Genomic DNA, 14249 nt, shown 5'->3' with positions numbered 1-14249 from the left:
TCGGAAAGGGGTGGCCGTGGTCAGCGTCGCGCCGGGTACGCCCTGTTGGGCCGACCTGGCGACGCCGGGACTCGACGCGGCCCGGCGGTTCTACCCGGAACTGTTCGGCTGGACCGGCCGGGTCGACCCCGAGCCGGAGGCGGGCGGGTACACGGTCTTCCTGCTGGACGGGCGGGCGGTGGCCGGGGCGGGCCCACCGGCCGTACCGGACCAGGTGCCGATCTGGTCGACCTACGTGGCCACCGACGACGCGGATCTGGTCGCCGGCCGGGTGCAGCGGGCCGGTGGACAGGTGGTGGTGCCGCCGTTCGAGGTCTTCGACCGGGGTCGGATGGCGGTCTTCACCGATCCCACCGGGGCCGCGTTCAGTGTCTGGCAGCCGATGACCTTCGCCGGGGCCGAGGTGTTCGACGTGCCCGGCGCGATGAGCTGGACCGAACTGGTCACCCCCGATCCGGACGGGGCACGGATCTTCTACGAGTTGGTCTTCGGCTGGCAGCCGGAGGAGGAGCCGATGGGTCAGGTCGCCTACACCGGTTGGCGGCTCGGCGACCGCCTGGTGGCGGGGATGATGCCGCCGCTGGGCGACGAGTTCCCCGCGGACGGACCGGCGTACTGGTCGGTGTACTTCGCGGTGGCCGACGCGGACGCCAGCGCGGCGCGCGCCGCCGAACTCGGTGGCACGATCCTGGTGCCGCCCCGCGACATCCCGGCCGGCCGCTTCGCCGCGCTCCGCGACCCCCACGGTGCCCTGTTCCACGTCATCGCCCTCGCCGCAACCCGCTGAACCGCCAGCGGGGTGTCGGACCTGGATGCGACCCTCGGACCGCCCCCACATCGACGGAACCGGAGCGTACGCGCATGACCAGCATTCCACCGGGAAGGCCGGCCTGGGTCGACCTGTTCACCAGCGATCCCGCCGCGGCGGCCGGCTTCTACGCGCCGCTGTTCGGCTGGGCGGTCGCGGAGGCGACCGGCGAACCGCCGACCGGCCGTCTCGTCTTCCACCAGCAGGGCAGACCGGTGGCTGGCGCTGGCCCGACCGACGACGGGCAGCCGGCCTGGACGCCCTACCTGGCCACCGAGAGTGTCGACACGGCCTGCGAACTCGCGACGGCCACCGGTGGGCGGCTCCGCTCGGGCCCCGTCGAGGTGTCCGGCTCCCGTCGCTCGGCGGTGCTCACCGATCCGGCCGGCGCGTCGTTCGGGGTGTGGGAGTCGCTGGGCCTTCCCGGCGCGGAGGTCTTCGACGTGCCGGGCGCGCTGACCTGGGCCGAGCTGACCACCCGGGAGCCCGACCGGGCCAAGGAGTTCTACGGTGCGGTCTTCGGCTGGACGGCCGACGACCAGCCGATGGATGCGATCACCTACACCACCTGGCAGCGCGACGGCCAGCAGGTGGCCGGGATGATGCCGATGGTCGGCGAGGAGTGGGGCGACCTGCCGTCACACTGGATGGTCTACTTCGCGGTGACCGACACCGACGCGGTGGCCGACGAGGCGCAGCGGCTCGGCGGCAGCGTGTCCGTCCCGCCGACCGATCTGCCCCGGGGCCGGTTCGCGGTGCTGACCGATCCGCAGGGGGCGTTCTTCTCCATCCTCGGCCCGGCGCCCGCCCCCGCCTGACCCGCCCGGCGGCCGGACTACTGTCGCCTGGGGCGTACCGGCACCACGAGCGGGCCGTGCTCACCGTCGACGACGCGGACGCTGGCCCGGTAGTGCTCGGCGAGCAACCGGTCGGTGAGCACCTCCCGGGGGGTGCCGACCGCGACCACCCGACCGGCGGCGAGCAGCACCATGCGGTCGGCGTACTCGCCGGCGATGGACAGGTCGTGCATGGTGGCCAGGACCGTCAGCCCGTGCGTCCGACGGAGCTGGTCGACAAGTTCGAGCACCTCCTGCTGGTGGCCGATGTCGAGAGCGCTGGTGGGCTCGTCGAGCAGCAGCAGAGTGGCGCCCTGGGCCAGCGCCCGGGCCAGGAAGACCCGCTGCCGCTCGCCGCCGGAGAGGGTGGCCAGTTCCCGGGCGTGGAAGCCGGCGAGGTCCAGCCGGTCGAGCACCTCGTGCACCACGGCCAGGTCGGCGGCGGACTCCCGACCCAGCGGCGGGATGTACGGGGTACGGCCGAGCAGCACGTAGTCCAGCACCGCCATGCCGGGCGGTACGACCGGCGACTGGGCGACCGTGGCCACCACCCGGGCCCGGTCCCGGCGACGCAGCCCGCCGATCGGCGTACCGAAGAGCCGGACGGCGTCCGGCGCGGGGAGCAGGCCGCCGACGGCACGCAGCAGTGTCGACTTGCCCGCGCCGTTGGGACCGATCACCGTGACCCACTCGCCAGCGGCGACGGTCAGGTCGACGCCCGCGAGGATCGCCGTGCCGTCCAGGCTGATCCGCAGGTCCCGCAGGTCGACGGCGGGCGCGGCCGACGAGCCGGTCATGTCAGCACCCGCCGCGCCGAGCGCAGCACCACCACGAAGAACGGGCCGCCCAGCAGCGCGGTGACCACCCCGATCGGGATCTCCTGCGGTGCGGCGGCGGTCCGTGCCACCACGTCGGTCAGCGCCAGGAAGGCACCACCGAACAGCAGCGACAGCGGCAGGATCACCCGGTAGCTCGCCCCGGCCAGCATCCGTACGGTGTGCGGCACGATGATGCCGACGAAGCCGATCAGGCCGGAGGCGGAGACGGCGGCGGCGGTGCCCAGCGAGGCGGCGGCGATCAGCAGGTACCGGGACCGCTGCGGGTGCAGGCCGAGGCTGGCCGCCTCGTCGTCGCCGACCGACAGCACGTCCAGCTCCCGCCGGTGCAGCAGGATGACCAGGCTGGTCAGCAGGAAGTACGGCAGCACAAGCCGGACGTCCTGCCAGCCGGCGGTGGCCAGCCGGCCGAGCAGCCAGGAATACACCTGCTGGATGCTCTCCGCGTGTCGTTGCAGCAGGTACGTCTGACCGGCGCTGAGGAACGCGGAGACGGCCACCCCGGCCAGGATCAGGGTCGCCGGGGAGCGGCTGCGCCCACCGGCGGAGCCGAGCAGGTAGGTCATCGCCACCGCGCCGAGGGAGCCGACGAAGGCGGCCAGCGGGATGGTGGCCGGCAGGCCGCTCAGCGCTCCGCCCGCGCCCACCCCCAGGGTCAGCACCACGGTGACCGCGAGCCCGGCCCCGGCCGCGACACCGAGCAGGTACGGGTCGGCCAGCGGGTTGCGGAACACCCCCTGGTAGGCACCGCCGGCCAGGGCGAGCAACCCACCGACCAGCAGACCCAGCACCGCCCGGGGCAGCCGCAGCTCGGTGACGATGGCGATCTCCCGCTCGGTCAGCCCGCTGTCCAGGCGGACCCAGGGCAGCAGGTTGAGCAGTTCGATCGCGACGCTGCCGGGCGGCAGGCTGACCGGGCCGAGCGAGACCCCGGCCACCAGCGCGACGAGTACCGCGAGCACCCCGGCCGCGAGCCAACGCTTCCGCAGGCCCGCCGGCCGGGGCTGGGTGCCCGCCCCGACCGGCGCGCCGAGTCGGCCACGCTTCAGCACGTCGTGCACGATCCGTTCAGCGCTCGACGGCCAGCGTCACTCGGCGGCCTTTGCGGTGGCGTCCACGATGGTCCGCAGCAGGTCCACCACGCGCGGCCCCCAGCGGGAGGCGACGTCGTCGTCGAGTTCCACGACCTGGTCCTGCTGCACCGCGGTGAGCGAACCCCAGCCGCTGCGCGCCTTGACCGTCGCGGCGCTCTGCTGACAGCACTTCACGTCGGAGAGGAAGATGAAGTCCGGGTCGGCGTCGACGATCACTTCCTGGGACAGCTGCGGGTAGCCACCGTTCTTGCCGTCGGCGTCGGCCGCGTCGGCGATGTTCTCCAGCCCGGCCAGGCTGTAGATCGAACCGATGAAGGTCTTGCTGGTGGCGGTGTACAGCTCCGGACCCAGCTCGTGGAAGTAGGTGGGCGCCTGCGCACGCTGTGGCACCTCGGCCACGATCTTCGTGATGTCGTCCTTCATCCGCTGGACCACGTCGGTCGCCGCGTCGGCGTTACCGGTGAGCGTGCCCAGCTCGGTGAGCTGCCGGTACGTGTCGTCGAGGGTCTGCGCGGCGGGAGTCAGGTAAACCGGGATCTTGAGCGTGGTGAGCTGCTCGACGATCTTGTTGCGGTCGTCGCTGAGCACCACCAGGTCGGGGTCCTTCGCGGCGACCGCCTCGGCGTTCGGCTGGTAGCCGGAGAGATCCGTCTTCGGTGCGTCGGCCGGAAAGTTGGACTGGTCGTCGACCGCGGTGACCTGCGGACCGGCGCCGATCGCGAAGAGCATCTCGGTGGCCGTCGCCGACAGCGAGACGATCTTTTCAGGGCGCTGTTCCAGCGTCAGCGACCCGACGGTGACGGGGAAGGTGGCGGCGCTGGGGCTGCCGCTGGCGGCGGGGGTGTCGGTGGTCTTCTCGGCGCAGGCGCCGAGCGCGAGCGCGGCCACCGCCAGGCTGGCGGCGAAGACCCTGGGCGTACGTCTGAACATCGGTCCTCCTGTCGGTCGAGGAGTGTGCTGCTTCGCCGACAGGGAGCCAGAGGCGCCCGTCCGCGAGGCGCCCTTCCTCGAGAGCGCGGATCGCGACCGCGCCCCAGGCGACCTGGCTCGTCCCCGGTAACGGGGCATCACAGTTGCGGGACAGCGCCGGTGTCTCACCGGCTTCGCTGGAACGGGTCGGTAAGACCGTAGCGCACGTCGCGTCGGCACCCCGCCGGGCAGGCCGTCGCGCTGCCGCAGACCCGGCCGCGAGCCGTCGGGAGAACGGCGGTCTGCCCGTTTGCTCCCTGGAACGGGGCCCCGCGCGAGGGGGGGTGGCGGGGCCCCGTCCGCTCTCAGGAGGCGGTGATGGTGACGTTGTCCACAGCCGCCTCGACGAGGCTGGCGGTCGAGGTGTCCGCGGCCTCGACCAGGATCCGCACGGACTGGCCGGCGTACGGGGTGAGGTTGAGGTTCGACACCGTCCAGGCACCGTTGCGGTTGCTGGCCGCACCGGCCTGGGTGAGCAGCGCCGTGGTGCCGCCGTTGTGCACCACGCTGACCCGGAAGTAGTCCGCCGACGACGAGTTCGAACCGTGTGCCAGGTACCAGGCCAGCGACAGGGTCAACGTGCCGCTGGACGGCAGTGCGACCGCCGGCGAGCGGGCGCTCGTCACCCCGCCGTCGATGTCGTAGTCACCCGCACCGCTGCCGGCGAGCCGGCCGGTGACCAGGTCGTTGCTGCCCGCGTACGGGGTGAGCTGCTTGGCTCCGCTGGAGGTGGTGGCCTGCGCGGCACCGCGCTCCCACTGCCCGGTGGTCGCGCTGTCGGTGCCGTTGGGGTTGATCGTCCAGCCGGTCGCGGTCTCGAAGGTGTCCGACCAGACCGTGGTCCCCCCGCCGCCGCTGCCGCAGTACTGCGCCTGCTTGCCGATCGCCCGGTACGGGCAGTCGGCGTACTCGGAGAGGATCAGCACCGCCTCGCGGTTGCGCGAGGTCTGTTGCGGGATGACCTCGTCGGGCGGGTAGAAGCCGCCGCCGGAGGCCCCGCCCGGATACAGCTCGAAGGTGTACGCCCAGATGCCGTGCTCCGCCCACATCCAGTCGATGCTGCTGCCGTCGGTGATGTACAGGTCGCTGGACTGCTGCGGGGTGAAGCCGTTGGTCGCCGCCATCTGCTGGCCGATGGTGGCGAAGGTGTTGTACTGGTCGGTGCTCATCCCCGGGGCGGTGTTGTTGTACGTGTAGCCGTACGGCCAGAGCACCAGCTCGGAGTAGGTGTGGAAGTCGATGTTGGCCTTGATCTGCTGCGTCCCGCCGACGACCCGGCTGTTGACGAAGTTGCGCAGTGCCTGCGTCTCGGGCGCGGAGAACGCCGACGGGCCCCGGTAGGTGTCCGAGGAGGTGGAGCCGGACGAGCCGCCGCAGCAGCCCCAGTTGTAGCTCCAGTTCCGGTTCAGGTCGGTGCCCACGTACGACGATCCGCTGTTGGGTTGGCGGTTCTTGCGCCACGACCGGTAGGAGCCGGTGGCGATGTCGTACTCGCTGCCGTCCGGGTTGACCGACGGCACGACCCAGATCTCCCGGTTGTTCACCAGGCTGGTGATCCGGGAGTCGGAGCCGTAGTTGTCGGTGAAGAGGTTCAACAGGTAGAGCGCCATCTCGACGGTCAGGTGCTCGCGGGCGTGCTGCTGGGCGTTGAACAGGATCTCCGGCTCGTTCTCGTCACTGGCGACGTTGTCGGAGATCTTCACCGCCACCAGGTCACGGCCCTCGTAGGAGCTGCCGATGCTGATCTTGCGCGCGATCGTGGGGTGGTCGGCCACCACCTTGTTGACCGCCGCGATCATCTCCGGATAGTCGTGGTAGTTGGAGTCGGCCGACGGGAAGCCGAGGATCCCGACGTCGCCGTCGGCCTGCCCCCGGTCGGTGGGCAGCGCGGCGATCGCCTCCAGCCGGAACCCGAGCCGGGTGATGGCGGCGGCCTCGGCCCGGGTGGCCGAGACGTGCAGCACCCCGTGCTCGGAGTAGTCGATGGCGGCGCCGGTACGGGCGACCGCGTTGCGATCGGCGAGGGTCTTCGGGCCGAGCACCCGGTAGGGCACGGCGGCCGGTTGTTCGTCCCGGTTGGGCGCCGGCTCGGCGGAGACCGGTGGCGCGGCGATGGTGAGCAGGCCGAGCCCGGCGGCGACGATGAGCGCCAGGGCACGGCGGACGGGGATTGAACGGAAGGCCATGGACAACCTCCTGGAGGCGCGGGGATCCCCCGCTCGGTAGCGGACAGCCCACCACCGGTCACATGGTCATATCAACATTGATCGTTGTTTGGTCCATCCCAGCCTGATCCTCATGCCGGCGACATGGTCCGATCGGCCGACATGGCACCCAGGTGGACACCGGGCTGCCGGACGCGTCAGCCCTTCTCGTCGGTGGGCCGGTCACCCGTCGCGCCGTCGGCCTGGTCGTCGCCGGCCAGCGCGGACCGCAGCCGCTCCTTCTCCACGCGGCGACGCTCGGCGGCGGCGGCCATCTCCTCGGCCATCTCGTCACGCCAGCCCTTCAACAGGAAGAACGAGAGGGCGGCGGAGAACAGCAGCGCCAGGATCAACTTGAGGAAGATGTCCATGTCGACCGGCCAGAGGGCCGCCACCACGACCACGAACAGACCGATCCGGCCCAGCGTGTACTTGACCGCCGCACTCACGTTCGTTCGCTCCGCTCGCTCATCACTTCGTCTCAGCCGGTCCGGTTGGCCAGCCAGCGCACGCCGGGAAACCAGATCGTCGCGTAGACCACGGTGAACGTGGTCGCCGCGAGCACGCCGGACAGCAGCGCCGGCAGCGTCGTCGCCAGGCCGGCCACCAGCAGCCCGGACACCACCGCTGTCGCCACGGCCACCAGCGCGGCCACCACCCGGGGGGCACCGAAACCCCAGGCCCGGAAGTCCTCCCAGAACAGCCAGGCGGGCAGGATCACGGCGAGCCAGCCGTTGGCCTGGCCGAACTCACCGGCACCGAACCAGGCGAAGGCCACGTCGAAGAGCACCAGCACCAGTAGCCCGATGACCACCCCGGCAAGCCCCACCCCCACCAGGTCGCCCAGGGTCCGGATCCGCCCCTCGGCATCCCGGCGGGGGAACGCGCTCTGCTGCTCGGTCATCGTCGTGCCAGGGTACGCGTCGGATCAGGCCCAGACCTGCTGCGGCTCGGCCCGGCGCTCGGCCAGCGTGGGGGCGGCATCGTACTCACGGACCACCTCGTAGCGGGTGTTGCGCTCGACCGGCCGGAACCCGGCGTCCCAGATGAGGTGCAGCAGGTCGTCGCGGTGCATGGTGTTCGGCGTCCCGTACGAGTCGGCGTCGTGCGTGATCTTGTATTCCACGACCGAGCCGTCCAGGTCGTCGACACCGAAGTTGAGCGAGAGCTGGGCCACCGACAGGCCGTGCATCACCCAGAAGCACTTGACGTGCGGGACGTTGTCGAACAGCAGCCGGGAGACCGCGAAGGTCTTCAGCGACTCGGCCGGTGAGGCCATCGTGGTGCGGGCCTGGATCCGGTTACGGATCTTGCCGTCCGCCGAGTCGACGAAGTCGTGCTGGTAGCGCAGCGGGATGAAGACCAGGAAGCCACCGGTCTCGTCCTGCAACTCGCGCAGCCGCAGTACGTGGTCGACCCGGTGCCGGGGCTCCTCGATGTGGCCGTAGAGCATCGTCGACGGCGTCTTCATGCCCTTGCTGTGCGCCAGCCGGTGGATCCGCGACCAGTCCTCCCAGTGACAGGCGTGGTCGACGATGTGCTGGCGGACCTCCCAGTCGAAGATCTCCGCCCCGCCGCCGGTCAGCGACTCCAGGCCGGCGTCCATCAGCTCGTCGAGGATCTCGTCCGCGCTGAGCCCACTGATCTTCTCGAACCACTGCACCTCGGTCGCGGTGAACGCCTTGAGCTTGATGTTCGGCAGCGCGGCCTTCAGCTCGCGCAGCACCTTCGGGTAGTAGCGCCAGGGCAGCGTCGGGTGCAGGCCGTTGACGATGTGCAGCTCGGTGAGCTGCTCGTCCTCCATCTCCTTGGCCTTGCGGACCGCCTCGTCGATGCGCATCGTGTACGCGTCCTTCTCACCCGGCTTGCGCTGGAAGGAGCAGTACGCGCAGCTCGCGCTGCACACGTTCGTGAGGTTCAGGTGCCGGTTGACGTTGAACATCACCCGGTCGCCGTTCATCTCGGTGCGCCTGTGGTGGGCCAGCCGCCCCAACCAGGTCAGGTCGTCGCTGGCGTAGAGGGCGATCCCGTCCTCACGGGTCAGCCGCTCCCCCGCGTACACCTTCGCTTCGAGCTCGCGCTTGAGTCCGGCGTCCATCGAAAGCCCCGTCCCCTTCCACCTGCGGTCGCGACCCGAGCGCGGTCGCCACCCGAGCCTACGTCGGCCGCGCTGACAACTCACACCGTGGTCGTTGACAGCAGACTCTCAGCCTCCCGATATCCGGCCAGACATCGACATCAGTGCACCGGGTGAGGTAAGACAGGGTGGGGCACGACACACACTGGTAGCGTCCCGAACCGCCGCGCCGACCGAGCGTGGCACAGCTGCGCCGGACGGGGAGCGGAATGATCGACAGCAGGGACGGACGGCAGCGGCGACGGGGTCCGGTGGTCTCGCCGGTGCTACGTCCGGCCCTCTGGTCCGCCCTGCTCGCCGCGGTCGCCAGCACGGTCCTCGCCGCACCGGCGTACGCCGAGCCCGGCATACCCGTCACGGTGCCCGACACGGGTTCCCGGCCCTCGGTGACCGGTCCCCTCCAGCTGCCCGGCATGCCCGCCGGTACCACCCCGGGCCTGACGCCACCGACGCTCGGCGCTCCCGGTGCCAGCGCGCTGGAAACCCGGATCACGGCCGCCGAGGCACGGGTCGCCGAGTTGGGCACCCGACTCCTCGAACTGGAACAGCAGCGCAACGAGGTGCAGGTCCAGTTCCGCACCGCCGAGCGTGATCTGGAGTTCGCCCGCGGGGCGGTCCAGCAGGCTCAGCAGGGTGCCGACCAGGCCGCCGCCGAGGCAATGAAGGCGGCGGCCGCGCTGCCCTCCGGCGGCTTCGCCACCGACCTGCGTGACCTGGATCTGCTCAGTCGGGCCAACCGGGGGGAGAAGGTCGGGCACGACACCGGCCCGGCCGCCGGCAGGATGGCGCGCGCCCGGGCCGACGAGCAGGTGGCGACCCAGGCGTACACCGCCGCTCAGTCGCGGCTTCAGGGGGTCCAGCAGCAGTACACCGCCACCCAGCAGGCCCTGCGCGACGCCGAGGCAGAGCTGATCAAACTGCGCGACGAGAACTCCGCGCAGCTGGTCGAGCTGGCTCGCCAGCAGGAGGCCGCCGAGCAGCAGATCGGTGCCGACTACGTCGACCAGTCCGCCGGCGGCCTGGCCGCCCACCCCACGGCGAAGGCCGCCGTCGCGTACGCCCGCAAGCAGCTCGGTGACCCGTACGTCTGGGCCGCCGAGGGGCCGAACTCGTTCGACTGCTCGGGCCTGATGTGGGCGGCGTACCGGTCGGCGGGCTACCGCCAACTGCCCCGGGTTTCCCGGGACCAGTACCGCGCCACCAGCTCGCGGACCGTGCCCCGCACCGCCCTGCTCCCGGGCGACCTGCTCTTCTTCGCCTCGGGCAGTAGCTGGCGCAGCATCCACCACGTCGGCATGTACATCGGCGGCGGCAAGATGATCCACGCGCCGACCACCGGTGACGTGGTGAAGATCTCCACGGTCCGGTGGTCCCGGCTCTACGCCGCGACCCGGGTGGTGGGCGCGGTGCCGGCACCGACGACCACGCCGCCCCCGTCGCAACCGCCGACCCCCAAGCCCAAGCCGACACCGAAGCCCACGCCCAAGCCCACCAAGACGCCGAAGCCGACCAAGACGCCGACTCCCTCGCCCACTCCGTCGGGCAGCACGTCGCCGTCGCCGACCCCGACGGGTTCGACCACACCGTCGGCAACCCCGTCGGCGACGACCACGCCGTCGGCGACCCGGTCGGCGACCACCACGCCGTCGGCGACGACCTCCGCGTCCGAGACCACCGCACCGACCCTGGAAGCCAGCAGCGTCGCGCCGACCACGGCTGCCGCCAAGGCCGACCCGACCACCGCGGCGAGCAGCGCGGCACCGGAAGACAGCGCGTCGGCCAGCCCGTCCGCGGTCGGCGGACGGTGACCTGACCCGATATCCAGGCTGCCGGGCGGCCGATGACGCCGCGACGCGGTACCCACTCCGGGTGTGCCGCACGGGCGGAATGTGGCACGGTGTCACTCAGGCACTTCCGGTCCGGCGGTACGGGTCGGTGGCGAGCGTGGCGCGGAGGCGACGATGACGGAGCAAGAGGTTCCGGCGGGGCCGGCCACCGGCAGCGCCCCGGACCCGGCGGCCGATGAGCCGGCCCAACCCCCGGTCGCCCAACCACCCACCTCGCGTGCGGCCCCGGACGTCGTCGGCCAGTCGGCGGTTCCGGCCCGGGGCCGGGCGGGCGTCGCCAGGGTGACGGCAGCCGGCGATGTGACCCATGGGCAGCCGCCGGACGGCCCCGGACCGACCGTGTCCGGCGGGGGCACCACGTACCGGGCTGCCGCCGGACCGGTGGGCACGAGCGAGCCGCGCCAGCAACCGGCCGCACCGAAAGCGGCACGGGCCAGCGTTCGGGTGCCCAACCTCAGCCCGGTGAGCGTGGACGAGGCGCAGTTCGCCGGAGGCGGCGGCAAGGCACCAGGTGTCTATCGCTCCGCTCCGGCCCAGGTGGCCACTCCGGCTCAGGTGGTGACTCCTGCCCAGGTGGCCAGACCGGGTCAGGTGGCCACTCCGGCCGGACCGGAGCCGGTCGAGCCACCGGAGCCCGCCCGGCCGCCCAAGCCGGCCGAGCCGCCCACGCCACCGGCGCCCGAGCCGGAACCGGCACCCCATCCCCCGGTGCCCGGCCCGATGCCACCTGGACCGACTCCACCGTCGCCGGCACCGCCCTCGCCGGCACCGGCGCCGCCGACGCCCGGTCCGTACCCGCCGGGACCGGCCCCGGTTCCGCCGCCCACCCCCCGTCCCGCACCACCGGTGCCGGGCCCGCCGACACCGCCGCCCGGTCCGCCCGTGCCGGCGCCACCGCCGCCACCGGGTCCGCTGCCGGCACCGCCGTTCCCACCCCCACCGGCCACCGCCGACGTCGTCGGGGTCGCACCAACGACCGCCGACACCACCCGCGCGACGCCGTCCGCCGACACCACCCGACCCGCGCCGTCCGTCGCCGATTCCCGAGGTGTTCCGCCCGCCGGACCTCGCGAGGCCGACGCGGCTCCGGTCGTGCCGGCGCCGGCGCTGCCCGTCTGGCCGCCGCCGACGAATCCCGCCGGCCGCCGTGACGAGCCCGCGCCCAGTTCACCCGGGGCCGTGCCCCGGCCTTCGTCCCGTCCAGGACTGCGCCCGGGCTCCGCCGGGTCGCCCGCGGCGGCGGGCTCGTCGGGCGCTGATCCGGGTGCGACGCGAACCCCGAGCATGTCCGAAACCCCCGCGTGGGTCGGGACGCGCGCGACCGGTTCGCCGCCAGACGGCCGGTCGGGCAGCGGGACCGAGCGCACCCACCGGCCGGCCGAAGCGGAGCAGGCGTACCGCCCGGCCGAGGCGGAAGGCGCGCAGCTGCCGGCCGGGCCAGTGCCCGCACAGCGGCCCGGCGGCTCCGACCTGAGCGCGTACTACGCCGGACTCGAGAGTTCGGCGACGGTGGCGTTCCCGGCCGGTGACCAGGAGACCTCCGGCTCGTTGACCGGGCACATCCTGGCCCAGGGTTGGGCGGACACAGCGGCCGAGCGGTCCCGCGGCACCCTCCGGGTGGTGATCCTGATGGCGGTCGCGCTGGGGGTGCTGGTGGCTATCAGCGTCCTCGTGGTGCTGTTCGCGAACGACGCGCTGCCCAGCGCGAGCGGTGGCCTGGCGGATGACCGACGGCTTGTGGATCGTTGGTGAGTCCGCCCACTACCCGGCTCCGGTCGCGGGCAGGCAGGCGCCGGCCGCCGTACACTTGTCGCTGATCATTGACCTGGCGCGTGACCACGCGCGCCCTTGGGCGATCTTGCGGAAGATCCGGCGGCCACGGCCGCAGCGGGACATCGCGAAGATGCGCCCCGCTCGAAAGGCATTTCTTGACCACCTCCGCTGAACTCGGCATGCCCCCGATCTCCGCCGACCTCCCCGCCGCGCCGCAACCGGCCGGCTCGACCGCCCCGGTCACCTTCGACTCGCTCGGCCTTCCCCGGCAGTTGGTCCGGGCCCTGGACCGGCAGGGCATCACCACTCCGTTCGAGATCCAACAGGCCACCGTGCCGGACGCGCTCGCCGGACGCGACGTGCTGGGCCGGGGGCAGACCGGCTCCGGCAAGACCCTCGCCTTCGGGCTGCCGTTGCTGGCCCGGATCGCCGCCGGTGAGCGGGCCCGCCCCCGGCATCCCCGGGCGCTCGTGCTGGTGCCCACCCGGGAACTGGCCATGCAGGTCAACGACGCGCTGCTGCCGCTGGGCAAGGCCGTCGGCGTGTTCCTCAAGACCGCCGTCGGCGGGGTGCCGTACGACCGGCAGATCGATGCCCTGCGGCGCGGCGTCGAGGTGGTGGTGGCCACCCCGGGTCGGCTCGCCGACCTGATCGACCGGGGTGTCTGCCAGCTCGACGACGTCGAGATCACCGTGCTCGACGAGGCCGACCAGATGGCCGACATGGGTTTCCTGCCCGAGGTCACCGAGTTGTTGGCGAAGACGCCGGCGGACGCGCAGCGACTGCTCTTCTCGGCCACTCTCGACGGTGACGTCGACGCGCTGGTGCGGCGGTTCATGACCGACCCGGTCACCCACTCGACCGCACCGCCGACCGCGGCTGTGTCCACGATGGACCATCACCTGCTGCTCATTCCGCCGCAGGAGAAGTTCCCGGTCACCGCGTCGATCGCCGCGCGGGCGGGCCGGACCATCGTGTTCGCCCGTACCCAGTTGGGCGTGGACCGGCTGGTCACCCAGCTCGCCGCGGTGGGCGTCCGCGCCGGTGGGCTGCACGGGGGCAAGACCCAGCGGATGCGTACCCGCACCCTGGCGGAGTTCCGCGAGGGACGCACCAACGTCCTGGTCGCCACCGACGTCGCGGCGCGGGGCATCCACGTCGACGGGGTCTCCCTGGTGCTGCACGTCGACCCGCCCAAGGACCCGAAGGACTACCTGCACCGCGCGGGGCGTACCGCCCGGGCCGGTGAGACCGGCGCGGTGGCCACCCTGGTGCTGCCGAAGCAGCGCCGCACCACCCTGGCGATGCTGGAGAAGGCCGGTGTGGAGCCGGCCCAGTCCCGGGTCCGCGTCGGCGACCCGGTGCTGGCCGAGCTGACCGGGGCACGGGAGCCGAGCGGCGTGCCGGTGCGCGACGAGCCGGAGCCGCAGCCCCGGCGGGGCAGCCGGCCGGGCGGCCCCCGTCGCTTCGGCGACCGGCCTGGCGGCGAGCGCCGGTACGCCGACCACGGTCACCGGGGCGAACGCCGCTTCGCCGAGCAGGCACCGGGCGAGCGCCGTTACCACGACCACCCGCGCGGCGAGCGCCGCTTCGGCGGTGATCGCAGCGGTTGGTCGGAGGGCCGGAACACGCACGACCGGCCCCGCGAGGACCGGCGCGGTACGGGCGGCCGACCACGGGTTCGCAGCTACTGACCAACCGCGTTCCGCGCGCGGTGCTGATCTTCGGCGCATACGCTGCCCGGC

At 72.6% G+C, this 14249-nt stretch carries 13 protein-coding genes and 1 riboswitch; of the genes, 5 read left to right on the top strand and 8 right to left on the bottom strand.

Annotation, left to right across the window (positions count from 1 at the left end):
• Positions 1-16 precede the first annotated feature (16 nt).
• A complete protein-coding gene (locus O7597_RS13345; protein WP_269740281.1) occupies positions 17-787 on the top strand; it encodes a VOC family protein in 771 nt (256 codons plus the stop codon).
• A 74-nt stretch (positions 788-861) separates the two neighbouring features.
• Positions 862-1626 (top strand): VOC family protein, encoded by a 765-nt coding sequence (locus tag O7597_RS13340; protein ID WP_281582871.1) that lies wholly within the window; start codon positions 862-864, stop codon positions 1624-1626.
• A gap of 17 nt (positions 1627-1643) precedes the next feature.
• Here O7597_RS13340 and O7597_RS13335 read toward each other — a convergent pair whose 3' ends face one another.
• The 7 genes from O7597_RS13335 to mqnE all read right to left on the bottom strand — a co-directional run bounded on the left by O7597_RS13335 (position 1644) and on the right by mqnE (position 8845).
• Positions 1644-2441 carry an ABC transporter ATP-binding protein gene (locus O7597_RS13335; RefSeq protein ID WP_281582870.1) on the bottom strand — a complete coding sequence of 266 codons (798 nt, stop codon included), beginning with the start codon at positions 2439-2441 and terminating at the stop codon, positions 1644-1646.
• Complete coding sequence (locus tag O7597_RS13330; protein WP_281583248.1) at positions 2438-3529, bottom strand: iron ABC transporter permease; 1092 nt, start codon at positions 3527-3529, stop codon at positions 2438-2440. Before O7597_RS13330 ends, O7597_RS13335 begins: the two co-directional genes overlap by 4 nt.
• A 39-nt stretch (positions 3530-3568) precedes the next feature.
• Positions 3569-4504 carry an ABC transporter substrate-binding protein gene (locus O7597_RS13325; protein ID WP_164446527.1) on the bottom strand — a complete coding sequence of 312 codons (936 nt, stop codon included), beginning with the start codon at positions 4502-4504 and terminating at the stop codon, positions 3569-3571.
• A gap of 111 nt (positions 4505-4615) precedes the next feature.
• A riboswitch (cobalamin riboswitch) is annotated at positions 4616-4676 on the bottom strand.
• 172 nt (positions 4677-4848) lie between these two features.
• On the bottom strand, positions 4849-6729 hold the full coding sequence (locus tag O7597_RS13320; RefSeq protein WP_281582869.1) for a M14 family zinc carboxypeptidase: 1881 nt from the start codon (positions 6727-6729) through the stop codon (positions 4849-4851).
• A 176-nt stretch (positions 6730-6905) separates the two neighbouring features.
• Complete coding sequence (locus O7597_RS13315) at positions 6906-7196, bottom strand: DUF4229 domain-containing protein (RefSeq protein WP_093403985.1); 291 nt, start codon at positions 7194-7196, stop codon at positions 6906-6908.
• Between the two features lie 32 nt (positions 7197-7228).
• Positions 7229-7651: a hypothetical protein gene (locus O7597_RS13310; RefSeq protein WP_269740286.1), complete on the bottom strand. Its 423-nt coding sequence runs from the start codon at positions 7649-7651 to the stop codon at positions 7229-7231.
• 24 nt (positions 7652-7675) lie between these two features.
• Entirely contained in the window at positions 7676-8845 is a 1170-nt protein-coding gene (gene mqnE, locus O7597_RS13305; protein WP_269740287.1) for an aminofutalosine synthase MqnE, read from the bottom strand.
• 248 nt (positions 8846-9093) lie between these two features.
• Here mqnE and O7597_RS13300 point away from each other — a divergent pair, with 248 nt between their 5' ends.
• On the top strand, positions 9094-10692 hold the full coding sequence (locus O7597_RS13300; protein ID WP_281582868.1) for a C40 family peptidase: 1599 nt from the start codon (positions 9094-9096) through the stop codon (positions 10690-10692).
• 626 nt (positions 10693-11318) lie between these two features.
• On the opposite strand, the gene O7597_RS13295 is transcribed toward O7597_RS13300, so the two are convergent.
• Entirely contained in the window at positions 11319-11744 is a 426-nt protein-coding gene (locus tag O7597_RS13295; RefSeq protein ID WP_281582867.1) for a hypothetical protein, read from the bottom strand.
• 271 nt (positions 11745-12015) lie between these two features.
• On the opposite strand from O7597_RS13295, the gene O7597_RS13290 reads away from it, so the two are divergent.
• Both O7597_RS13290 and O7597_RS13285 read left to right on the top strand, forming a co-directional pair.
• Positions 12016-12483, top strand: coding sequence for a hypothetical protein (locus tag O7597_RS13290; protein ID WP_281582866.1), 468 nt, complete (start codon positions 12016-12018; stop codon positions 12481-12483).
• Positions 12484-12659: 176 nt separating this feature from the next.
• Complete coding sequence (locus O7597_RS13285; protein WP_281582865.1) at positions 12660-14198, top strand: DEAD/DEAH box helicase; 1539 nt, start codon at positions 12660-12662, stop codon at positions 14196-14198.
• The last annotated feature ends 51 nt before the right edge of the window (positions 14199-14249 follow it).

This window comes from Verrucosispora sp. WMMC514 (assembly GCF_027497295.1).
GTDB lineage: Bacteria > Actinomycetota > Actinomycetes > Mycobacteriales > Micromonosporaceae > Micromonospora > Micromonospora palythoicola.
Note: the sequence above shows the minus strand (reverse complement) of the source record. Positions and strands in the feature narration are given on the sequence as shown.

Excerpts from the sequence above, each read along its gene's own strand:
- O7597_RS13310 (WP_269740286.1), bottom strand. The coding sequence starts at position 7,651 with ATGACCGAGCAGCAGAGCGCGTTCCCCCGCCGGGATGCCGAGGGGCGG.
- mqnE (WP_269740287.1), bottom strand. The coding sequence starts at position 8,845 with ATGGACGCCGGACTCAAGCGCGAGCTCGAAGCGAAGGTGTACGCGGGG.
- O7597_RS13290 (WP_281582866.1), top strand. The coding sequence starts at position 12,016 with ATGTCCGAAACCCCCGCGTGGGTCGGGACGCGCGCGACCGGTTCGCCG.
- O7597_RS13335 (WP_281582870.1), bottom strand. The coding sequence starts at position 2,441 with ATGACCGGCTCGTCGGCCGCGCCCGCCGTCGACCTGCGGGACCTGCGG.
- O7597_RS13325 (WP_164446527.1), bottom strand. The coding sequence starts at position 4,504 with ATGTTCAGACGTACGCCCAGGGTCTTCGCCGCCAGCCTGGCGGTGGCC.
- O7597_RS13340 (WP_281582871.1), top strand. The coding sequence starts at position 862 with ATGACCAGCATTCCACCGGGAAGGCCGGCCTGGGTCGACCTGTTCACC.
- O7597_RS13320 (WP_281582869.1), bottom strand. The coding sequence starts at position 6,729 with ATGGCCTTCCGTTCAATCCCCGTCCGCCGTGCCCTGGCGCTCATCGTC.
- O7597_RS13300 (WP_281582868.1), top strand. The coding sequence starts at position 9,094 with ATGATCGACAGCAGGGACGGACGGCAGCGGCGACGGGGTCCGGTGGTC.